We start from the raw sequence: 20,781 nt of genomic DNA on the forward strand, positions 1-20,781 counted from the left end.
CCACGCCCAAGGAAGGAAGCCCGGCCATGTGGCGCAACTATCTTACCGTCGGCATCCGCTCGCTCGCCAAGAACCGGGCCTATGCGCTGATCAACATATTGGGGCTGGCCATCGGCATGGCCGCCTGCCTGATGATCCTGCTCTTCGTCCGCTACGAGCTGAGCTACGACCGCTTCCTGCCGGGCGTGGAGGATACATATGAGCTCCAGTCCTTCTACACATCCAAGCAGACGGGGCAGAAGTTCAACATCCAGATGACCGCCTATGTCGCGGGCGAGCGGCTGAAGAAGGATTTCCCGCAGGTCGACAAGACGGTGTTCGCGCTGTCGGGATCGCCGGTGATCCTGAAGGACGGCCAGTCATCGATGGGCGAGGACGTGATCCTGGTGGACGGGCCGTTCTTCGACGTCGTCCGCTTCCCCTTCGTCAAGGGCAACCCCGCCACCGCGCTGGCCGAGGCCGGAGCGGCGGTGATCACCGAGAAGGAAGCGGTCCGCCAGTTCGGCACCACCGACGTGATGGGCCGCACGCTGACGATGGTGAGCCGCGGCCGCGCCACCGATTACCGCATCACCGGCGTCATCAAGGACGTGCCGAAGAACAGCAGCTTCCGCCTGTCGATCGTCGGGCGGATCGACTTTCCGAGCTTCTTTTCCGATGCCCCCGATTTCATGCGGGAATGGGGCTGGCAATCGGGCTGGTTCTTCTTCACGCTGCGCCCCGGCACCGATCCCAAGGCGATCGCGGCGCAGCTGCCGGCCTGGGAAAAGCGCAACATCCCCGACCAGGACCTGAACGGGATACGCTACAATGCCGGCGACGAGCAGGACTGGCGCATCGTCAACCTTGCCGACATCCATCTGGGCGAGGCGCAGGGCGCATCGATGTCGCCGGGCAACGACCGGCGCGCCGTCTATACCTTCGGGCTGGTGGCGCTGCTGATCCTGGGCATGGCCTGCGTCAACTTCACCAACCTCGCCACCGCCCGCGCCAGCCAGCGCGCCCGCGAGGTGGCGCTGCGCAAGGTGCTGGGCGCGAGCCGCCGCGACCTGATCGTCCAGTTCATCGGCGAATCGATCCTCGTCGCCGCCATCGCCATGCTGGTGGCGCTGGCGCTGACCGAGATCGCGCTGCCTTATTTCTCCCGCTTCCTCGACGCCGATCTGAAGCTGCATTATTTCGGCCAGGGCGGCATCCTGCTGCCGGTGGTGGCGCTGGTGCTGCTGGTGGGCCTGGCCGGCGGGCTCTATCCGGCCTTCTTCCTCTCCCGCTTCCAGCCGGCCCGCGTGCTCAAGGCCAATCGATCGGCATCCGAGGCGGAAGGTTCCGGCCGGCTGCGCGGCATATTGGTGGTGGCGCAGTTCGCCGTCTCCATCGGCCTCATCATCTGCACGGGCGTGATCTATGCCCAGACGGTCTATGCCCAGACGGCCGACCCCGGCTATCACCGCGACGGCATCCTCCAGATCGACAATTTCGGCCGGCGCCAGCTGGATACGATGCGGCAGCCGCTGCGCGACGCGATCGCGCGGATAGACGGCGTGACCGGAGTGGCCGCCACCAGCATCGGCGTGGCCACGCGCAACAACAGCAGCCGCGGCATCCAGGTGCCGGGCCGGGCCGATCTGGTGAATCTGGGCACCTATGTCGCCGATCCCGAATTCTTCGACGTGATGGGCATCAAGCTGATCGCCGGCCGCAAGCTGGACCGCAACCGGACGGTAGACGACGCCACCGTGCCCTTCCCGTCCGACCCCGTGGTCGAGGCGGCGCTGGCCAAGCGCGGCGTCAACGCCGTGATCAACCAGCTGGCCGCACGCCGGCTGGGCTTCACCGATCCGGCCGATGCGGTGGGCAAGCAGGTCCGCACATCGATGGTCGAGAGCGAGGATTACGGGCTGACCCCGGTCAACATCGTCGGCGTGGTCGAGGATACCCGCTTCCGTTCGGTGCGCACGCCGATCGATCCGCTGATGTTCACCCGGAACGACAATGCGATCGACGTGCTGGACGTGCGCTACCACGGCAACCCCGCCGAAGTGCGCAGCCGGATCGAGCGGGTGTGGAAGCAGATGGCGCCGGACGTGCCGTTCGAGGCCGAGTTCAGCGAGGATATCGTCCGCGAGCTTTACCAGGCCGAAACCGCGCGGGCGAAGATGTTTGCCGCCTTCGCGATCCTGGCCGTCATCGTCGGCTGCCTCGGCCTGTTCGGGCTGGCCACCTTCACCGCCGAACGCCGCACCAAGGAAATCGGCATCCGCAAGGTGCTGGGCGCGCGCACCCGCGATATCGTCCGCCTGCTGGTGTGGCAGTTCTCGAAGCCGGTGCTGGTCGCCAACCTCGTCGCCTGGCCGATCGCCTGGTGGGTGATGCGCAACTGGCTGAACGAGTTCGACAGCCGCATCACGCTGGGGCCGGCGCCCTTCCTGCTGGCGGGCCTGCTGGCCCTGCTGATCGCGATCGCCACGATCGGCAGCCACGCCTTCCGCGTCGCCCGCGCCAACCCGGTGCACGCGCTGCGATACGAATGACGGGCCGGGGCGCGGGCGCGGCGGGAGGCCCGGCCGCCCCCGTCAGCGCCCCGGTTCCACCGGCCGGGCCAGCACGACATCGTCATATTCGCGATCGCCGACCCGGAAGCGCCGGTCGGCGATCTGCGTGAAGCCGCTTTTCGCATAGAAGGCCCGCGCGCGGGCATTGCCGGCATAGACGCCGAGCAACAGCCGCCGCGCCCCCAGCCCGGCCGCATGATCCACCGCCTGGCGCATCAGCGCCGCGCCGATGCCGGAACCGTGGAAGCGCGACAGGGCGTAGATGCGCTTCAGCTCGATATCGCTGCCGTCGGCCGCGCCGCCGGGGAGGTTGGCGGCGCCGGCGAGGGCGAAGCCCACCGGCGCGCCGCCCGGCTTCGCCTCGGCCAACCAGGCATGGCATCCCGCCGCCAGATGGCGCCGATAGGCATCGGGGCCGTGCTCGCGCTGGCAATGGGCCACGATCGCCGTGCCGTCCAGCACGCCGGCGAAGGTTTCGAGAAAGGTCGCGGCGCCGATCAGGGCGAGGCGATCGGCATCCCCGGCCGAAGCCTGCCTTATGGTCCAGTCCATCCGCTCTCCCCGCCCGATCCTGTCTCCGGCGGGACTATCGCCCGCTTCCGCCGCGACGGGAAGCCCCGCCGTCAGCGCAGCTCGGCCAGGAAGCGGAGCATCAGCCGGTTCACCGCCTCCGGGCATTCCATCTGGACGAGGTGGCCGGCGGCGCCGGGGATCATCTCCACCGCGCGGACATCGGCATGGTGGCGGCCGATCGCGCCCAGCGGATCGTCGCCGTGGAAGCCCTCCAGGTCCACGTCCTGCTCGGTGCCGATGAAGTAGAAGGGCGCCTCGGTCCGCCGGCCTTCATAGGCGCGGCGCTGCCGCCAGCGATGGTCCATCGCGCGATACCAGTTCAGCCCGCCGGTAAAGCCCGAGCGGCTATATTCGGACACATAATATTCCATCTCCTCCTCGCTCAGCCAGCCCCACGGCAAGGGCGGCGGATCGGGCAGCGCCGCGCGATAGGCGGTGCCGGGCGGGTGGTTCCACATGTCCAGCAGATGGTGCGCGCCGCTCAGCCCCCAGAAGACCGCGCCCAGGAAATCGCGCGGATCGGCATCGAGCGCAGCATCGGCCACGCCGGGTCGATCGACGAAATAATGGATGTGCGAGAAATGGCGCGCCGCCATCTCCGCCGCCTCGGCCAGCGGGGAGAGGTGCGGCAGATGCGGGGTGTGGGGATTCTGCAGGCCGATGATCCCGGCCACGCGATCGGGATGGCGGACGGCGAGGTCGTAGACCGCGAACACCCCGAAATCGAGGCCGGCGAACACCGCCTGCTCCTCGCCCAGATGATCGAGCAGGCCGATCAGGTCGCCCACCGTATGATCGCAATCGTAGAGCGCGGGATCGGCGGGCGCCTCCGTCTGCCCCATGCCGCGCATGTCGGGCGCCACCACCCGCCAGCCGGCGGCCGCGATCGCGGGGATCTGGTGGCGCCAGCTATACCAGAGGTGCGGGAAGCCGTGGGCGAGGATGACGAGCGGGCCCTCCCCCTGCTCCACATAATGCATGGCGATCCCGTTCACCCGCGCGTGGCGATGCATCCATTGGGCCATGGCCGCCCTCTCCTCCCGGTCTTGTCCTGTGGGGCCGAGGCTATCGCGCGCCGCCGATGCTGTCGCGCGGGCGCCGGCAGTGGATGGCCGCTCCTGCCAATTCCGTCTTCTTCGGAAAATATTGCGCGATCCTGGCGCAACTGCCGCCGCGGGAGCCGGTTATTAGGGAATTGTTAACCATTTGGCGGCAATCCGATGGGCTGGAAGATCGCGGCGGAGCGTTTCATGACGTCGAGGATCCTGTGCCTGCTTGGTATCGGGCTGTATTGCCTCTCCGCCTGCGCCGCCCCCGCGCCGCCGCCGGCGACAGCCGCGGAAGCGCCGCCGCCGGCCATTCCGGTGCAATGGCGCGCCATCGCCCGCCCCGAACATGCCGGGCTGATCGACGGCCTGCCCGATCGCTGGGCGGCCGCGCGCGCGGGCCTGGGCAAGAGCCGCCAGGCGCTGGTCGCAAGCTTCGGCGCGCTGCTGGAACCCGGCGCCGCGCTCGTCCGGCCGATGCCGCCCACCGGCCGCTACCGCTGCCGCACCCTGCGCTTCGCCCCCGATCGCCCCGGCGGCTTCCAGGCCTACCAGTCCTGGTTCTGCTTCGTCGGCGACGACGGTGACCTCACCACGCTGTCCAAGGCCGATGGCAGCGACCGGCCGGCCGGCCGGCTCTGGCCCGACGGCGACCGCCGCATGGTGTTCATCGGCGCCACCGCCTTCGACGCGGAGCCGGCGCCGCCGGCCTATGGCGACAGGGCGGAGGCCGACACGGTGGGCGTGGTCGAGCGCGTGGCCGATTTCCAGTGGCGGCTCGTCCTCCCGCGCGGCGCGGCGGGGCTGGACGTGCTGGAGCTGGTGCCGGACGTGCCGCCGCCGCTGCCGGCGGGGACAGCGCGGTAAGCTGAGAATGGGGGGAGCGCTGCCTTCCGCACGGGCGGGAGGCATGGGCCAGCGCAACTGATCGGCGGACGCGGTCGGCCCGATTGAGTCGACAGGTTCCGACACAATGGAGTCCCGCCTTCGCGGGAAGGACGAAGGTGGGAAGTATGAGGGTCCGGGAGCGACCTTACGCCGCGCGGACGCGGGTTACGATTTCCTCATATTTCCGCGACAGCTCCTCGCTCGTATATTCGGCATATTCGCTGTTCTTGAGGTCCGGCGGGAAGATCACCTTATTGTCGCGATAAGCCTCGTCCATCAGCGCCTTGGCGGCCGCGTTGGGGGTGGGATACTGGATGGTGCGGGCGATCTCCGTACCCGCCTTGGCATCGAGCAGATAGTTGATGAATTCGTGCGCGAGATCGGGATTGGGCGCGCCCTTGGGGATGGCGAGGCAATCCGAGGAGATCTGGCTGCCCTCCCTGGGCACGACGAAATCGATATCCTTGTCCTCGCGCATCACCTGGGCGATGTCGCCGTTGAATTCGATGACGAGATCGACATCGCCGGCCAGCAGCAGATCCTGGCCGTTATCCTCGTGATAGACGGCGACATTGGGCTTCTGCTTGATGAGCAGCGCCTCCACCTGCTTCAGCGTGGCGTCGTCGCTCGTGTTCATCGGCTTGCCGAGATATTTCATCGCCAGCCGCACCAGATCGCCGGCTTCGGACACCAGCGAGATCCGGCCCTTGTAGCGATCGGAATCGAACATCCATTTCCAGCTGTCCGGAACGCCATCCACCTTCGACTTGCGATAGCCGATGCCCATCACCAGCCACGTATAGGGCATGGAATATTTGCGGCCGGGATCGAACACCGCATCCTGGAATTCAGGATCGACATTCCTGAAATTGGGGATCTTGGCGTGATCGAGCGGCTCCAGCATGTTCGCCGCGATCATCCGCTGGACGAAATCGTTGGTCGGCACGATCACGTCATAGCCCTGATTGCCGCCGCGCAGCTTGGCGAACAGCTCGTCATTGGTGGCGAACAGGCTCATATTGACGTCGACGCCGCTGGCCGCCTTGAAATCGGCCAGCGTCGTTTCGCCGATATAGGTATCCCAATTGTAGAAATTGAGCGTCCTGGCCTTGGCCCCGCCATCGCCGCCCTTGCCGCAGCCGGCAAGCGGGGCGAAGCTCAACCCCACCGCGGCGATGCCAAGCCCCGCGAGAAACCCCCGGCGGGAGGGCGGCACGATCGTCGGCAGGTCGGTCATCAAAGCCCCCTTCTGCTATGTGGGCGGGAAGCTAGGATCACGGCGCGCGGCCGTCAACGCCGCAATGCAGCATGGGACGCCCGGCATGCGCGGCACTGACGAAGACCCGACCCGCTGGCCGCCTTCCTGGTATGCCGCGACCGCCGCCGATCCGCCCTTTGCGCCGCCGCTGGAAGGCGATGCCCGCTGCGACGTCTGCATCGTCGGCGCGGGCTATACCGGGATCGGCGCGGCATTGCGGCTGGCGGAGGCGGGCGCCGACGTCCGCCTGATCGATCAGGCGCGGATCGGCTGGGGGGCATCCGGCCGCAATGGCGGGCAGGCGCATGTCGGCCAGCGCCGCGACCCCTTCTGGCTGGAGAGGGTGCTGGGCGCGGAGGATGCGCTCCACCTCTGGCGGATCGCGCTGGACGCCCGCGCCGATCTCGACCGGCTGATCGCCGGCCATGGCATCGCCTGCGATTTCACCCCCGGCCTGCTCCACGTGGATCATCGCCGCCGCGACCTTGCCCATAGCCGGGCGACGGTGGAGCACCTCCGCAACCGATATGATTATCCGCATGTCGATTATGTCGACGGCCCCGCCCTTGCCGGGATGATCGGCGCGCGCGGCTATCATGGCGGGATGATCGACCGGCGCGGCGGCCATCTCCACCCGCTGAACCTCGCGATTGGCCTCGCCCGCGCCGCCATGGCCGCCGGCGCCCGGCTACACGAAGGGACCCGCGCCACCGCCCTTGCCCGCGCCGCCGGCGGCGGCTGGCGGGTGGAAACGCCGCGCGGCGCGATATCCGCCGATCGCGTGATCCTGGCCGGCAACGGCTATCTCCACGGCCTGTCGCGCCCGGCGGAGGCGCGGGTGATGCCGATCAACAATTATATCGCCGTCACCGAGCCGCTGGGCGCCGGCCGCGCGCGATCGCTGATCCGCGACAATGTCGCCGTCTCCGATTCGCGCTTCGTCGTCTATTATTTCCGGCTGACCCCCGACCATCGCCTGCTGTTCGGCGGCGGCGAGACCTATGGCTGGCGCTTTCCCGCCGATATCCGCGCCTTCGTCCGCCCGCACATGCTGCGCATCTTCCCCCAGCTCGCCGATGTCGCGCTGGACCATGGCTGGGGCGGCACGCTGGCCGTCACCCCCAACCGCCTGCCCCTGTTGCGGGAGGTTGCGCCCGGCCTGATCGCGATCGGCGGCTATTCGGGCCTGGGGGTGGTGCTGGCGCCCTATTTCGGGCGGCTGGTGGCGGAGGCGATGCTTGGCGGCAGCCCGGATTTCGACCGCCTCGCCCGCCTGCCGGTGCCGGCCTTTCCCGGCGGGCGATGGCTGCGCTGGCCGATCCTGGCGGCGGCGATGTCGCTGGCGGCGCTGCGCGACCGGCTTTGAGGGGCTGGTTTGGGCGGCCATTCCTCCAACCGGTCGCACGATGGCCCTCGGGGCTTGGTCCGGGTGACGGCTTTCTCGCGTCGATCCGTCCCCTCGTCATTCCCGCGAAGGCGGGAATCCATGGGCACGGCCGGCTCGATGGAGTCGATGGCTCCCGACACAATGGATTCCCGCCTTCGCGGAAAGGACGGGTCGGGTGTTCCGCCGCCTAGACCTTCAGCAGCAGGTGATCGCGTTCCCAGCTGCTGATCACCCCCTGATAGGCGTTGAGCTCGTCCGCCTTGATGAGCAGGAAGGCGCGGACGAAGCTCTCGCCCAGCAGCTCGATCACCTCGGGGCATTCGGTGAAGCGGTCCAGCGCCTCGTCCAGGTTGCGCGGCAGGGTGCGCAGGTGGAGATAGGCATTGCCTTCCACCATCGGCGCGGGCGCGATCCGGTCGCGCACGCCGATATAGCCGCAGACCAGCGAGGCGGCGAGCGCCAGATAGGGGTTGGCGTCCGCGCCCGGCGTGCGGTTCTCGATCCGGGTATTGGGAAGATCGGTGATCGGCACGCGCAGCCCGCAGCTGCGGTTATCATAGCCCCATTGCAGGTTGATCGGCGCGGCATGGCCCGGCCGCATCCGGCGGAAGCTGTTGATGTTGGGCGCGAACAGCGGCGCGCATTCGGGCAGATAGCGCTGCAGCCCGCCGACGAAGTGGCGGAACGTCTCCGACAGGCCGTCCGGCCCCTCGCCGAACAGATTCTGCCCGGTCAGCCGATCCCTGGCGGAAATGTGGAGGTGCATGGCGCTGCCCGGCTGATGCTCCATCGGCTTGGCCATGAAGGTGGCGTAGACGCCGTGCTTCAGCGCCACCTGGCGGACGATGCGCTTGAACACCAGCACCTGATCGCACAGGTGGATGGGCTCGCCATGGTTAAAGTTGATTTCGAGCTGGGCGGTCCCGGCCTCGTGGATCATGGTATCGAGGTGGAGCGAGGCGGCCTCCGCCTGCTCGTAGATGTCCTCGATCAGGTCCTCATATTCGGTCACGGCCTCCAGCCCATAGGGTTGCGGCGCGGTTTCCGCCCGGCCCGACCGCCCGGCCGGCGGCTCCAGCGGCAGATCGGGATCGGTGTTGACCTTGGTGAGGTAGAATTCCAGCTCGGGGGCGACCACCACCTCCCAGCTCATCGCCTCATAATAAGCCAGCACCTTCTTCAGCACATGGCGCGGCGCGATCTCGTAGGGATCGCCATTCTTGTGATGCGCATCGGCGAAGACGAAGGCGGTCGGCGTCTTGAACCCCGGCGCCACGCAGAGCGAGGCGGGATCGGGGTGGAGCGACACGTCCGGATCGCTGTAGCTCGCGGCCTCCGAAGGCTCGTCGGCATATTCGCCGGTGACGGTGACGTTGAAGATGCTGCTGGGCATCCTGAGCGATCCGTTGTGCACCGATTGCAGGAATTTCTGCGCCGGCCACACCTTGCCGCGGATCACCCCGTTCATGTCGGGGACGAGGCATTCCACCTCGCTGATGCCGTTGGCGGTGATCCATTCGCGGAAGCTTCTCATCGCCCGCCCTCCTGCTTTTCCGCCGCCGTCTCCAGCGCCGCCAGCGCGGGCGCGGCCTCGTCCAGCGCGGCGCGGAGGATGGCGACCATCCGGTCCACCTCCGCATGCGTGATGACGAAGGGCGGGCACATCACGATCGAATCGCGGATCGCGCGGACCATCAGCCCGCCGGCGATGCAGGCATCGCGCACCACCGGGCCGGCCGCGCCCTCCGCCCCGCCGAAGCGCCGGTTGGTGCCTTTCTCCGCCACGATCTCGATCGCGCCCAGCAGCCCGCAGGTCCGCGTCTCGCCCACCAGCGGATGATCGTCGAGGCTGGCGACGGCGCGGGCGAAATGGGGGCCGATATCGTGCGCCACGCGATCGACCAGCTTCTCCCGCTCGATGATCTCGAGGTTGCGGAGCGCCACGGCGGCCGAGACCGGATGGCCCGAATAGGTGTAGCCATGGACGAAATCCCGGTCGCTCGCGCGCAGGGTCTCGACGATCTCGCGGCTCACCGCCGTCGCCGATATCGGCAGGTAGCCGGACGACAGGCCCTTCGCCATCGCGACGATATCCGGGGTGTAGCCGAAATGCTGGAAGCCGAACCAGCGGCCCAGACGGCCGAAGCCGCAGATCACCTCGTCCGACACCAGCAATATGCCATATTTGCGGCAGATCGCCTCGACGCGCGGCCAATAGCCGGGCGGCGGCACGATCACGCCGCCCGCGCCCTGCACCGGCTCGCCGATGAAGGCAGCGACATTGTCCGGCCCCACCGCCAGGATGCGCGCCTCGACAGCGTCGGCCGCCCGCGCGGCGAAGGCCTCCGCTTCCTCGCCGAAGCCCTCGTTGAAGGCATAAGGCTGCATCACATGCTCGATGCCCGGAATGGGCAGCCCGCCCTGCGCGTGCATCGCCGCCATGCCCCCCAGGCTCGCGCCCGCCACCGTCGATCCGTGATAGGCATTGTGGCGGCTGATGAAGATGCACCGTTCGGGCCGGCCCTTCAGCGTCCAATAATGGCGGACCAGCCGGAACACCGTGTCATTGGCCTCGGAGCCGGAGGAGTTGAAGAAGATGTGCTGCAATTCCCCGCCCAGCAGCCCCGCCACCTTCGCGGCCAGCGCGATCGCGGGCACCGTCGCCGTGCGGAAGAAGCTGTTGTAATAAGGCAGCTCCAGCATCTGCTCATAGGCGACCTCGGCCAGTTCCTTGCGGCCATAGCCCACGTCGACGCACCACAGCCCGGCCATGCCGTCGAGGATGGCGTTGCCGTCGCCGTCCCAGATGGTCGATCCTTCCGCGCGGGTGATGATGCGGCTGCCGCCCATGTCGGCGATCAGCCTGTAATTGGCCTGGGCCGGCAGGTGATGGGCCACGTCCTGCCGGCGCAGCTCGGTTATGTCGTGGTTGCGCATGGTCACGCGCCCTCCTTCAGGCGATCGCCCCCGATCGGCTCGCCGCGCAGCATGCGGCCCATGATGCCGAAGAAGCCCCGCGAGGATGCATCCCGGTCGGCCTGCCATTCGGGATGCCACTGCACGGCCAGAATATGCGCGCCGTTGGGCGCGGCGGAAACCGCCTCGATCACGCCGTCCGGCGCGCGGGCCTCCACCGCCAGCCCCTCGCCCAGCCGCTTCACCCCCTGGAAATGGACCGAGTTGACGGTCAGCGCCTCGCGCCCCAGAGCGCGGGCCAGCACGCCGTCCGGCGCCAGGGTGACGTCATGGCCGTGCGCGAACATCGCGCCGACCGGCACGCCATCGGGGGCATGGTGGACCAGCGGGCGGCCCGGATCGCCCAGCCCCCGGTCCAGGGTGCCGCCGAACGCGACGTTGATCTCCTGAAAGCCGCGGCAGATGCCGAACACCGGCTTGCCGAGGTCGATCATCGCCGCGATCAGCGCCAGGCTCATCTCGTCGCGGGCGGGATCGAACGGGCCCTTGCCGTCGGCGTCGCCGTAAAGCGCGGGGCCCACGTTGGACGGGCTGCCCGTCAGCAGCAGGCCATCGATCCGCGCCGCCGCCTCGCCTGCGCGCATCAGATCCGGCCGGGCGGGGATCAGCAGGGCGGCGGCATCGGCGTGGCGCATCGCCGCTTCCATGTAGCGATCGATCACCACCTGCGCCGCCTCCTCGCCGAAGGGGCGGTTGCAGGCGGTGATGCCGATCAGCGGGCGGGCGGCCATGCCGGCCCTTTCATGTCATCCCCCCGAAGCGGGCCGGGCATCGTCGCCTCCTCCGTTCGCGGGCGGCGGCTCATGACAGCAGCACCGCCGGCGACCGCGGATGCCAGGCGAGCCAGACCGGCTCGTCCCAGTCGAAACCGCGTTCCTCGTAGCGCGCGACATTGGGCCGCAGCACCTTGACCCGCGCGCCGCCTTCCGCATCCACCTCATACACCGTCTCGCTGCCGAGATAGGCGATGTGGCGGATGATGCCGGCCACCACGTTGCTGCCCGCCGGCACCCCCGCCACGGTGGGCGGCAGCCCGCCTTCGGGGCGGTGGAGCATCTCGATCTTCTCGGGCCGGATCGCCGCCCAGACGGTGGTGCCGGTGCCGCCCGTCACGCCATGATCGACATAGATGGGCGCGGCGAGCGTGGGGCAGGTGACCATCGCGTGGCCGGGCTCGTCCACGGCCAGCTCGCCCTCGAACAGGTTCACGCTGCCGATGAAATCGGCGACGAAGCGGCTGGCGGGATATTCGTAGAGATCGTCGGGCGTCGCCACCTGCTGCAACAGGCCGCGATTCATCACGGCGCAGCGCGTGGCCAGCGCCAGCGCCTCATCCTGATCGTGCGTCACCATCACGAAGGTGACGCCCACCTCGTCCTGGATCTGCGCCAGCTCGAAGCGCATCTGTTCGCGCAGCTTGGCATCGAGCGCGGAAAGCGGCTCGTCCAGCAGCAGCACGCGCGGCCGCTTCACCAGCGCGCGGGCCAGCGCCACGCGCTGCCGCTGCCCGCCGGAAAGCTGATCGGGCCTGCGCGCCTCCAGCCCGTCGAGCTTCACCAGCGCCAGCGCCTCCGCCACCCGATCGGCCCGTTCCGCTTTGGGCACGCCTTCCATGCGCAGGCCATAAGCGACATTATCCGCCACGCTCATATGCGGGAACACCGCGTAGGACTGGAACACCATGTTCACCGGCCGGCGATTGGGCGGCACGCCGGCCATGTCCTCGCCATCGATCAGGATACGGCCCTCGCTCGGCACCTCGAGCCCCGCGATCATGCGCAGCAGGGTCGTCTTGCCGCAGCCCGAAGGGCCGAGCAGCGCGAAGAACTCGCCCTCGGCGATGTCCAGCGTCACATCGTCCACCGCCGCGAACTGGCCGAAGCGCTTGGTGACGCCCTCGATCCGGATCAGCGCCTTTTCCGCCATCAAATCCCCCTGCTCCGGGCCATGTCGCGGCCCTGCAACCTCAGCCCCACCGCCGTCAGCGCCACCGTCAGCAGGATCAGCACGGTCGAGGCGGCGTTCACCTCCGGCGTCACCGAAAAGCGCACCATCGAATAGACCTTGACCGGGAAGGTCACCGTATCCGGCCCGGCGGTGAAGAAGGTGATGACGAAATCGTCGAGGCTGAGCGTGAAGGCCAGCAGCGCGCCCGCCACCAGCGCCGGGCGCATGTGCGGCACCAGCACGTCGATGAAGGCGCGCCATTCGCTGGCCCCCAGATCCTTGGCCGCTTCCTCCAGCTCGCGGTTGAACGAGGCCAGCCGCGCGCGGACGATCACCGCGACGAAGGGGAAGCAGAAGGAGACGTGGGCGATGATGATCGCGCCCAGGTTGAACGGCCAGGGCAGCCCCGCCGGCCACGGCATGACGCGGGCGAAGAATACCAGCATCGCCACGCCCATGCAGATTTCCGGCACCACGATCGGCAGCGCCAGCACCCCTTCGAACGCGGGCTTCAGCGGGAAGCGGAAGCGCCAGCACGCCACCGCCACCAGCGCCCCCAGCACTACGCTGATCGCCGTCGCGATCGCCGCGATCGCCAGCGAATTGGTGAACGCCTCCAGCAGGCCGGCATTGCGGAACGCCTTGAAATACCAATCGAAGGTGAATCCGGTCCAGACGATGTTGCGCTTCGATTCGTTGAAGCTGAACAGCATCAGCGTGACGAGCGGCGCATAGAGGAACAGCGCCACCAGCCCGATCCACAGCCGGAGCGGCCAGCGGGCGAGATAATCGAGCGGCCCGGCCGCCTCCCGCCTCACGGCTCCCTCCGCCGCCGGCGCCCGGCCAGCACCGTCTGCCCAGCGATCAGGATGAAGGTGAGATACATCAGGATGAAGGACAGGGCCGCCCCGAACGGCCAGTCATTGGCGCGCTTGAACTGGCGTTCGATCACGTTGGCGATCATCTGGCTGTCCGGCCCGCCCAGCAGGTCCGGCGTCAGATAGCTGCCCAGGGCCGGGATGAAGGTGATGAGCAGGCCCGAAAGGATGCCCGGCATCGCCAGCGGCACCACGATTTCCCGGATGGTGCGCAGATGCCCGGCGCCGAGATCGAGGCTGGCTTCCAGCAGCGACCGATCCAGCCGGTCGAGCGCGGCATAGAGCGGCAGCACGAGGAAGGGCAGGTTGACGTAGACCAGCCCCAGCACCACCGCGAAATTGTTGTGGAGCAGCGGCAGCGGATCGAACTGCCAGCCCAGCGCCTCGGCGATCCGGCCGATGCCCGCATTCACATAGCCTTCGCGCCGGAGCACCGCCATCAGCGCATAGGTGCGGATCAGAAGGTTGGTCCAGAAGGGCAGCATGATGAGCAGCAGCAGCCACGCCTTGGCCCGTTCGGGCGCGAAGGTGATGGCGAGCGCCACGGGGAAGCCGACGACCAGGCAGAGCGCGGTGGTGAGCGCCGCCATCCACGCCGATTTCAGGAATATCTCCAGATAGACGGGATCGAAGGCGCGGACATAATGGCGGAAGGTGCCGCTGATCTCGATCGTCGTGGGGGTCGTCGTCTCGCCGAAGCTGTAGGCCCAGACGATCGCCAGCGGCACGACAAAGAAGGCGAGCAGCCACAGCGCCGGCGCGGTGAACACCGCCGCGAACGGCCCCCTCGCCCGTTTCCAGTCCTGTTCCTCGCTCGTCGCCATCCGTCCCCCGGTTTCCGCCGGTTTCACGCGTTATGCAGATACCAGTCGTAATCAAGCGCCGTGACATGTTCGTGGAAGCGTTCCTGCTCGGTCCGCTTGACGGTGGCGAACATGTCCACCGTCCGATCGCCCAGATAATCGCGCAGGATCGCCGACCGATCGAACAGGCGCAGCGCATCGAACCAGTCGCCCGGCAGCCGCGATCCCGCGCCGGCCGCCGCGGCATAGCCATCGCCGGTGACGGGCGGGCCGGGATCGATCCCCCGGCTGATGCCGTGATGCGCCGCCGCCAGCAGCGCCGCCACCGCCAGATAGGGATTGGCATCCGCCCCGGCGACGCGATGCTCGATATGTCGCGTCGGCGCCGGACCCGCCGGCACGCGCAGCGCCACGGTGCGGTTGTTGATTCCCCAAGTGGGCGCGGTGGGCGCGTAGCTGTTGGGGCGGAAGCGGCGATAGCTGTTGGCATTGGGGGCAAGGATCGCCACGCTTTCCGCCATCAGCGCCAGCATGCCGCCGATCGCGTGGCGCAGCATCGGCGTGCCCGCCGGATCGTCCGCCGCGAACAGGTTTGTCCCCGCCGCATCCGCGATGCTGAGATGGAGGTGGAGGCCGCTTCCCGCCCGGTCCGCCCAGGGCTTGGCCATGAAGGTCGCATCGCAGCCATGCACCCGCGCCACGCCCTTGGCCGCGCGCTTATAGGCGACGGCATCGTCGGCCGCGCGCAGGGCATCCGCCCGATGGCGCAGCGTGAGTTCGAGCTGGCCCGGCGCGCATTCGGATATGGCCCCTTCCAGCGGAATCCCCTGCGCGTCGCAGGCCGCCCACAGATCGCGCAGGAAGGGGGACGCTTCCTCAAGCTGCGGCAGGCCATAGACCTCCACGCCCATGCCCGCGCCGCGCGGCAGGCGGATCGCGCCGTCGCGCCCGCGCCGGCCGTCGATCAGGTAGAATTCCAGCTCGCACGCCACCACCGGCGTCAGCCCGTCGGCGGCGAACCGATCGATCACCCGCTGCAATATCGCCCTGGGATCGAGCGCGCAGACCGTGCCGTCCAGCTCGTGAAGCGAGCAGGTCACCTGCGCCACGTCCGCGCCCAGCCAGGGGGCGGGCACGATGCCGCCGGGCACCGGCCTGGCCCGCCGGTCGGCATCGCCATCCTCCCAGACCAGACCCGTCTCCTCGCAATCGCGCCCGGTGATGTCCACCACCTGGATGGACCCCGGCAGGAAGCGCCCATAATCGTAGACCGGCGCCATTTCGTGCCGCCGCACCCTCTTGCCGCGCGGCACGCCGGAAAGACCGGTATAGAGGATCTCGAACAGCGCGACCTGCGGATGGGCCGCCAGGAAAGCGGCAAGCTCCGCCGGATCGGCGACGAAGCCGGCGGGCGGCGGCCGGTTCAAACGGCCCCTCCCCGGATGGTGAAGCTCACCGCCTTCAGATCGGCATATTTCTCCATCGCGTGCAGGCTGCGATCCCGGCCGAAGCCCGATTGCCGGAAGCCGCCGAAGGGCATGGTGATGTCGCACGCATCCCAGCCGTTCACCCAGACGAGGCCGGCCTTCAGCGCCCGCGTCGCGCGGTGGGCGCGATCGACATCGGCGGTCCACACCCCGGCGGCGAGGCCGTAGACGCTGTCATTGGCGATGGCATAGGCTTCCGCCTCGCCGGCAAAGCCGATCACGCCCAGCACCGGGCCGAACACCTCCTCGCGCGCCAGCGTCGCATCCGGGGCGACGCGATCGAAGATGGTGGGCTCGACATAGAATCCGCCGCTTTCCGCCCGCGCCCGGCCGCCGCCCAGCACCAGATCGGCGCCCTCCGCCCCGGCCGTGGCGATATAGGCCAGCGCGCGCTCCATCTGCTCCGCGCTCACCATCGCGCCGAAGCGGGTGGCGGGATCGAGCGGATCGCCCACCGCGATCTTCCGCGCGACGGCGATCACCGCATCGAGGAACGGGCCACGGATCGATTCATGCACCAGCAGGCGCGAGGCGGCGGTGCACACCTGCCCCTGGTTGAAGAAGATGCTCCACGCCGCCGATTGCGCGGCGGCTTCCATGTCCGGGCAGTCGGGAAAGACGATCTGGGGGGATTTGCCGCCCAGCTCCAGGCTCACCCGCTTCAGGTTGCTCTGGCCGGCATAGCCCATCAGCAGCCGACCGACCGCGCCCGATCCGGTGAAGGCGATCATGTCCACATCCATGTGGAGCGCCAGCGCCTTGCCCGCCGTCCCGCCCAGGCCGGGCACCACGTTCAGCACGCCCGCCGGCAGCCCCGCCTCCAGCGCCAGCTCGCCCAGGCGGATCGCCGTCATCGGCGATTGCTCGGCCGGCTTCAGCACCACCGAATTGCCCATCGCCAGCGCCGGCGCCACCTTCCACAGCGCCATGTGCAGCGGGAAGTTCCACGGCACGATCGCGCCGATCACGCCCAGCGGCTCATGCACCGCATAGGACAGCCGCGCCGGATGGTGCGGCCCCACCTCGCCATAGAGCTTGTCGACCGCCTCGGCATAATAACGCGCGGTGCCGGTGGCGAGCGGGATATCGATCGCGCGGGCATCGTGGATCGGCTTGCCGGTATCCAGCGTCTCCAGCAGCGCCAGCTCCTCGGCATGGGCCTCCATCAGATCGGCCAGGGCGTGCAGGATGCGCTTGCGATCGCGCGGCGGCAGGTTGCGCCAGCGCCCGTCCGCATAAGCGCGCCGCGCGGCGGCCACGGCGATGTCGATATCGGCGGTCCCGCCCGACGCCACCTCCGCGATCAGGCTGCCGTCGCGGGGGGAGAGGTTGGCGAAGGTGCCGCCGGCCCGCGCCGGCCGCAGCTCCCCGTCGATCACCGCCAGCGACGGCAGCGCCAGGCCGGCGATCCGCGCCAGATTGTCGGTCAGGCCGGGTGTCGGGCGCTCCGTCACAGATCCCTCACGATCCTGCCCTCCAAATCCCCGCCCCACCATAAGCGGCGGCGGGCGGCACGGGAAGCCGCCAAAATCGGCCTCCCCCCCCGGCCCCCGAGTCGCGCGGCGCGACTTTGGCGGCGGCGTTGTCCTGCCCCTTGGGAGACACTATATCCTGCCCGTCGCGCGGCAGGCGCGGCGCATTGCGGGATGCCGCCCTTGGATCGATCCTGTGCCCGTATCACCGCCATCGGCACCGCGGTTCCCGATCACGATATCCACGCCGCCTTCCAGGGCTGGGCCGAGGCGCGGCTGGGGACGCGCGAAGGCGCGCTCTTCCGGCGCATGGCGACGCGATCGGGCATCGACCATCGCTGGTCGATCCTGCCGCACGGCACGGACGGCGGATCGCCGGTCGATCCCGGCGGCTTCTACGCGGCCGGCATGCCCGGCACCGGCGCCCGCATGACCCTTTACGCCAGCGCAGCCCCCGCGCTCGCGCTGGAAGCCGTCGCCGCGCTCGGCCGCAGGACGGCGCTGGACGGCATCACCCACCTCGTCGTCGCGAGCTGCACCGGCTTCACCGCGCCGGGCATCGACCAGATCATCGCCGAACGGCTGGGGCTGGACGGCGGGATCGAGCGGACGCTGGTGGGATTCATGGGCTGCTATGCGGCGGTCGCGGCGCTGCGCGTCGCCCATCATATCGCCCGGTCGCAGCCGGCGGCGCGCGTGCTGGTGGTGACGGTGGAGCTTTCCAGCCTCCACCTCCAGCCCGCCGACGAGCTGGAGGCGCTGCTGGCCATGCTCCAGTTCGGCGACGGCGCGGCCGCCGCCCTCGTCACGGCCGAGGGGCCGGGGCTTACGCTCGATCGCTTCTTCGCCGCGACGCTGCCCGATTCGGCCGGACTGATCCGCTGGCGGATCGGCGATCACGGCTTCGCCATGCACCTTTCGGGCGAGGTGCCCGGCCGCATCGCGACGGCGCTCGCCGATCCCGGCTTCCGCGCCGCCCTCACCGCCGGCGCCGATCCCGCCGCCGTCGCCGCCTGGGCGGTCCATGCCGGCGGCCGATCCATCCTCGACGCGGTGGAACATGGCCTCGGCCTCGCCGGCGGGGCGCTGGAAGGATCGCGATCGGTGCTGCGGCGCTTCGGCAACATGTCTTCCGCGACGCTGATGTTCGTGCTGGCCGACCTGCTCGCCGCCGGGGCCGAGGGGCCGGGCGTGGCGCTCGCCTTCGGCCCCGGCCTCGCCGCCGAGGGCTTCGGCTTCGGGCACGCGGCATGAGCCTCGCCATCCGCGCCCGGACCGAGGAGCGGATGGACGATCCCACCCTGCCGGCGGCCGATTATGCGGCCGTCCTCGCCGATCTCGCCCAGGTCAACCGCGTCACCTTCGCCGCCCGGCCCACCTTGTCCTTCCTCGCGCGGGGCCTGCGCGGCCGCGATCGCTTCCGCCTGCTCGACGTCGGCTTCGGCGAGGGGGACATGCTGCGCCGCATCGCCCGCTGGGCGGCCCGGCGCGGGATCGCCGCCGATCTCGTCGGCGTGGACCTCAACCCCAACAGCGCGCCCGCCGCCCGCGCGGCGACGCCGGCCGGCATCGGCACCGCCATCGACTATCGCACCGGCGACTATGCCGACCTTGCCGGCGCGGGCTTCGACTTCATCGTCTCCAGCCTCGTCGCCCATCATATGACGGATGCGCAGCTGCGCGCCTTCCTGCGCTTCATGGAGGCCGAGGCGCGGGCCGGCTGGCTGGTCAACGACCTCCACCGCCACGGCTTCGCCCATGCCGGCTTCCCCCTGCTCGCCGCCCTGATGCGCTGGCACCCGATCGTCGCGGCGGACGGCCGGCTTTCGATCGCGCGCGCCTTCCGCCCGGCCGAATGGCGGGCGATCCTGGCGGAGGCGGGGATAGACGGCGCCCGCATCGTCCGCCGCTTCCCCTTCCGGCTATGCGTCGAACGGATGCGCTGATCGTCGGCGGCGGGCCGGCGGGCGCGGCCACCGCGATCACGCTCGCCGCCGCCGGCCGGCCGCCGCTGCTGATCGAGCGCGCGGCAACGCCCCGGCCGGTGGTGTGCGGCGGCTTCCTCGGCGGCGATGCGCTGGCCGCCCTCGCCGCGCTCGGCATCGATGCCCCGGCGCTGGGCGCGCGGCCGATCCACCGCCTCCGCATCGTCGCCCACGGCCATATGGTCGAACGCCGCCTGCCCTTCGCCGCCGCCGGCCTGTCGCGCGCCACGCTCGACGCCGCGCTGCGCGATCGCGCCCTGGCGCTCGGCGCGATCGTCGAAACCGGCCGGGCCGCCCGCGCGATCGAGGACCGGCCCGAAGGCGGCGCCATCGTCCGCCTCAACGACGGCAGCGCCATCGCCGCGCCGGCCGTCTTCCTCGCCACCGGCAAGCACGACCTGCGCGGCAGCCCCCGGCCCCGCCCCGCGCCGGGCGCCGATCCCGCCGTCGGCCTGCGCACCGTGCTGCCGGCCGACCCCGATCTTGCCGGCCGGATCGAGCTTCATCTGTTCGATCGCGGCTATGCCGGCCTGCTGGTGCAGGAGGACGGCAGCGTGAATCTGTGCCTTTCCGTCGCCCGATCGCGGCTGGCGGAGGCGGACGGGAACCCCGCCCGCCTGATCGCCGCGCTGGCCGCCGCCTCCCCCCGTTTCGCCGCGCGCATCGGCGGGGCGGCGGCGACCGGCGAAGCCTGGCAGGCGATCGCGGCGGTGCCCTATGGGTGGCAACAACCCCTCGGCGCAGAGGAGGCGCTCTACCGCGTGGGCGATCAGGCCGCCGTCATCGCCTCATTGGCCGGCGACGGCATCGCCATCGCGCTCGCCAGCGGCGCGATCGCCGCGCGCGCCTTCCTGGCCGGCCGGTCGCCCGCGGACCATGCCCGCGCGCTGGCTGCCCGCACCCGCCGGCCGATCGCCATCGCCGGCGCGATCCGCCGACTCGCCGAGGGCCCGCACCGCGCGCTGCTGCTCCGCGCCGCCGCCCTGCCCGGCGCGGCGGCGCTGGCCGCGCGCCTCACCCGCGTCGGCCATTGACCGCCCACCGGCCGGCTTCCACATTTCCCGCCATGGAGCGACTCGACCTGTCCGAGCAGGAATGGCGGAAACGGCTGACCCCGCAGCAATATCATGTGCTGCGCGAGGCCGGCACCGAACGCGCCTTCACCGGGCTGCTGACCGACAACAAGGCCCCCGGCACCTATCGCTGCGCCGGCTGCGGGGCGGTGCTGTTCGACAGCGACGCCAAGTTCGATTCGGGCAGCGGCTGGCCCAGCTTCACCCACCCCTTCAACCCCGACGCGGTGACCGAGCATGCCGACGACAGCCACGGCATGCGCCGGGTGGAGGTGCGCTGCGCGCGCTGCGACGGGCATCTGGGCCACCTGTTCCCCGACGGCCCCGGCCCCGATGGCCTGCGATTCTGCATCAACAGCGTGTCGCTGGACTTCAGGGGCCGTTCCAGGGGCCATGGCGGCTGAACAACGCTTCGGCCCATCCCGGCTTGTGGCGGGACCGGATAGGCTCTAATCC

General features: G+C 69.7%; 18 protein-coding genes. 7 read left to right on the plus strand and 11 right to left on the minus strand.

Going from position 1 to position 20,781, the window contains the following annotated elements; translation table 11 throughout:
- Nucleotides 1-26: 26 nt before the first annotated feature.
- Complete coding sequence (locus CV103_RS00530; protein WP_015458795.1) at nucleotides 27-2,531, plus strand: ABC transporter permease; 2,505 nt, start codon at nucleotides 27-29, stop codon at nucleotides 2,529-2,531.
- A gap of 42 nt (nucleotides 2,532-2,573) precedes the next feature.
- On the opposite strand, the gene CV103_RS00535 is transcribed toward CV103_RS00530, so the two are convergent.
- Together CV103_RS00535 and CV103_RS00540 are read right to left on the minus strand one after the other, a co-directional pair.
- Entirely contained in the window at nucleotides 2,574-3,104 is a 531-nt protein-coding gene (locus tag CV103_RS00535) for a GNAT family N-acetyltransferase (RefSeq protein WP_015458794.1), read from the minus strand.
- Nucleotides 3,105-3,175: 71 nt separating this feature from the next.
- Nucleotides 3,176-4,150, minus strand: coding sequence for an alpha/beta fold hydrolase (locus CV103_RS00540; protein ID WP_070931642.1), 975 nt, complete (start codon nucleotides 4,148-4,150; stop codon nucleotides 3,176-3,178).
- A gap of 225 nt (nucleotides 4,151-4,375) precedes the next feature.
- Between CV103_RS00540 and CV103_RS00545 the strand changes: the two genes are divergently transcribed.
- Nucleotides 4,376-5,038 carry a DUF4893 domain-containing protein gene (locus tag CV103_RS00545; RefSeq protein ID WP_245896586.1) on the plus strand — a complete coding sequence of 221 codons (663 nt, stop codon included), beginning with the start codon at nucleotides 4,376-4,378 and terminating at the stop codon, nucleotides 5,036-5,038.
- Nucleotides 5,039-5,204: 166 nt separating this feature from the next.
- Here the strand turns inward: CV103_RS00545 and CV103_RS00550 are convergent, their stop codons facing one another.
- Nucleotides 5,205-6,296, minus strand: coding sequence for an ABC transporter substrate-binding protein (locus tag CV103_RS00550; protein ID WP_107393594.1), 1,092 nt, complete (start codon nucleotides 6,294-6,296; stop codon nucleotides 5,205-5,207).
- Nucleotides 6,297-6,381: 85 nt separating this feature from the next.
- On the opposite strand from CV103_RS00550, the gene CV103_RS00555 reads away from it, so the two are divergent.
- The gene (locus CV103_RS00555; protein WP_107393623.1) at nucleotides 6,382-7,683 is read left to right on the plus strand and encodes an NAD(P)/FAD-dependent oxidoreductase; all 1,302 of its coding nucleotides are present in this window, start codon (nucleotides 6,382-6,384) and stop codon (nucleotides 7,681-7,683) included.
- A 208-nt stretch (nucleotides 7,684-7,891) separates the two neighbouring features.
- On the opposite strand, the gene CV103_RS00560 is transcribed toward CV103_RS00555, so the two are convergent.
- The 8 genes from CV103_RS00560 to CV103_RS00595 form a co-directional block, all read right to left on the minus strand.
- Nucleotides 7,892-9,238 (minus strand): glutamine synthetase family protein, encoded by a 1,347-nt coding sequence (locus tag CV103_RS00560; RefSeq protein ID WP_107393595.1) that lies wholly within the window; start codon nucleotides 9,236-9,238, stop codon nucleotides 7,892-7,894.
- A complete protein-coding gene (locus tag CV103_RS00565; protein ID WP_107393596.1) occupies nucleotides 9,235-10,641 on the minus strand; it encodes an aminotransferase in 1,407 nt (468 codons plus the stop codon). The genes CV103_RS00560 and CV103_RS00565 overlap by 4 nt, the downstream gene beginning before the upstream one ends.
- Before the next feature lie 2 nt (nucleotides 10,642-10,643).
- Nucleotides 10,644-11,411 (minus strand): gamma-glutamyl-gamma-aminobutyrate hydrolase family protein, encoded by a 768-nt coding sequence (locus tag CV103_RS00570; protein WP_107393597.1) that lies wholly within the window; start codon nucleotides 11,409-11,411, stop codon nucleotides 10,644-10,646.
- A 70-nt stretch (nucleotides 11,412-11,481) separates the two neighbouring features.
- The gene (locus CV103_RS00575; protein WP_015458786.1) at nucleotides 11,482-12,606 is read right to left on the minus strand and encodes an ABC transporter ATP-binding protein; all 1,125 of its coding nucleotides are present in this window, start codon (nucleotides 12,604-12,606) and stop codon (nucleotides 11,482-11,484) included.
- Complete coding sequence (locus CV103_RS00580; RefSeq protein WP_015458785.1) at nucleotides 12,606-13,445, minus strand: ABC transporter permease; 840 nt, start codon at nucleotides 13,443-13,445, stop codon at nucleotides 12,606-12,608. Before CV103_RS00580 ends, CV103_RS00575 begins: the two co-directional genes overlap by 1 nt.
- Complete coding sequence (locus CV103_RS00585) at nucleotides 13,442-14,329, minus strand: ABC transporter permease (RefSeq protein ID WP_015458784.1); 888 nt, start codon at nucleotides 14,327-14,329, stop codon at nucleotides 13,442-13,444. Before CV103_RS00585 ends, CV103_RS00580 begins: the two co-directional genes overlap by 4 nt.
- Nucleotides 14,330-14,352: 23 nt before the next feature.
- On the minus strand, nucleotides 14,353-15,735 hold the full coding sequence (locus CV103_RS00590) for a glutamine synthetase family protein (protein WP_107393598.1): 1,383 nt from the start codon (nucleotides 15,733-15,735) through the stop codon (nucleotides 14,353-14,355).
- A complete protein-coding gene (locus tag CV103_RS00595) occupies nucleotides 15,732-17,249 on the minus strand; it encodes an aldehyde dehydrogenase (protein ID WP_107393599.1) in 1,518 nt (505 codons plus the stop codon). Before CV103_RS00595 ends, CV103_RS00590 begins: the two co-directional genes overlap by 4 nt.
- Before the next feature lie 192 nt (nucleotides 17,250-17,441).
- Here CV103_RS00595 and CV103_RS00600 point away from each other — a divergent pair, with 192 nt between their 5' ends.
- The 4 genes from CV103_RS00600 to msrB are packed head-to-tail and all read left to right on the plus strand — an operon-like array spanning nucleotide 17,442 to nucleotide 20,729.
- Entirely contained in the window at nucleotides 17,442-18,521 is a 1,080-nt protein-coding gene (locus tag CV103_RS00600) for a type III polyketide synthase (RefSeq protein WP_107393600.1), read from the plus strand.
- Nucleotides 18,518-19,213, plus strand: a complete 696-nt coding sequence (locus CV103_RS00605) for a methyltransferase domain-containing protein (RefSeq protein WP_107393601.1) — start codon at nucleotides 18,518-18,520, stop codon at nucleotides 19,211-19,213. The genes CV103_RS00600 and CV103_RS00605 overlap by 4 nt, the downstream gene beginning before the upstream one ends.
- Nucleotides 19,192-20,286, plus strand: a complete 1,095-nt coding sequence (locus CV103_RS00610; RefSeq protein WP_107393602.1) for an NAD(P)/FAD-dependent oxidoreductase — start codon at nucleotides 19,192-19,194, stop codon at nucleotides 20,284-20,286. Before CV103_RS00605 ends, CV103_RS00610 begins: the two co-directional genes overlap by 22 nt.
- Nucleotides 20,287-20,318: 32 nt before the next feature.
- Nucleotides 20,319-20,729: a peptide-methionine (R)-S-oxide reductase MsrB gene (gene msrB, locus CV103_RS00615; RefSeq protein ID WP_015458778.1), complete on the plus strand. Its 411-nt coding sequence runs from the start codon at nucleotides 20,319-20,321 to the stop codon at nucleotides 20,727-20,729.
- Nucleotides 20,730-20,781 lie beyond the last annotated feature (52 nt).

Source organism: Edaphosphingomonas fennica, assembly GCF_003034225.1.
Taxonomy (GTDB): domain Bacteria; phylum Pseudomonadota; class Alphaproteobacteria; order Sphingomonadales; family Sphingomonadaceae; genus Sphingomonas_E; species Sphingomonas_E fennica.

Bases quoted from the DNA above. Each gene is read 5' to 3' on its own strand.
- CV103_RS00530 (WP_015458795.1), top strand. From the start codon at position 27: ATGTGGCGCAACTATCTTACCGTCGGCATCCGCTCGCTCGCCAAGAAC.
- CV103_RS00535 (WP_015458794.1), bottom strand. From the start codon at position 3,104: ATGGACTGGACCATAAGGCAGGCTTCGGCCGGGGATGCCGATCGCCTC.
- CV103_RS00540 (WP_070931642.1), bottom strand. From the start codon at position 4,150: ATGGCCCAATGGATGCATCGCCACGCGCGGGTGAACGGGATCGCCATG.
- CV103_RS00545 (WP_245896586.1), top strand. From the start codon at position 4,376: ATGACGTCGAGGATCCTGTGCCTGCTTGGTATCGGGCTGTATTGCCTC.
- CV103_RS00550 (WP_107393594.1), bottom strand. From the start codon at position 6,296: ATGACCGACCTGCCGACGATCGTGCCGCCCTCCCGCCGGGGGTTTCTC.
- CV103_RS00555 (WP_107393623.1), top strand. From the start codon at position 6,382: ATGCGCGGCACTGACGAAGACCCGACCCGCTGGCCGCCTTCCTGGTAT.
- CV103_RS00560 (WP_107393595.1), bottom strand. From the start codon at position 9,238: ATGAGAAGCTTCCGCGAATGGATCACCGCCAACGGCATCAGCGAGGTG.
- CV103_RS00565 (WP_107393596.1), bottom strand. From the start codon at position 10,641: ATGCGCAACCACGACATAACCGAGCTGCGCCGGCAGGACGTGGCCCAT.
- CV103_RS00570 (WP_107393597.1), bottom strand. From the start codon at position 11,411: ATGGCCGCCCGCCCGCTGATCGGCATCACCGCCTGCAACCGCCCCTTC.
- CV103_RS00575 (WP_015458786.1), bottom strand. From the start codon at position 12,606: ATGGCGGAAAAGGCGCTGATCCGGATCGAGGGCGTCACCAAGCGCTTC.
- CV103_RS00585 (WP_015458784.1), bottom strand. From the start codon at position 14,329: ATGGCGACGAGCGAGGAACAGGACTGGAAACGGGCGAGGGGGCCGTTC.
- CV103_RS00600 (WP_107393600.1), top strand. From the start codon at position 17,442: ATGCCGCCCTTGGATCGATCCTGTGCCCGTATCACCGCCATCGGCACC.
- CV103_RS00605 (WP_107393601.1), top strand. From the start codon at position 18,518: ATGAGCCTCGCCATCCGCGCCCGGACCGAGGAGCGGATGGACGATCCC.
- CV103_RS00610 (WP_107393602.1), top strand. From the start codon at position 19,192: ATGCGTCGAACGGATGCGCTGATCGTCGGCGGCGGGCCGGCGGGCGCG.
- msrB (WP_015458778.1), top strand. From the start codon at position 20,319: ATGGAGCGACTCGACCTGTCCGAGCAGGAATGGCGGAAACGGCTGACC.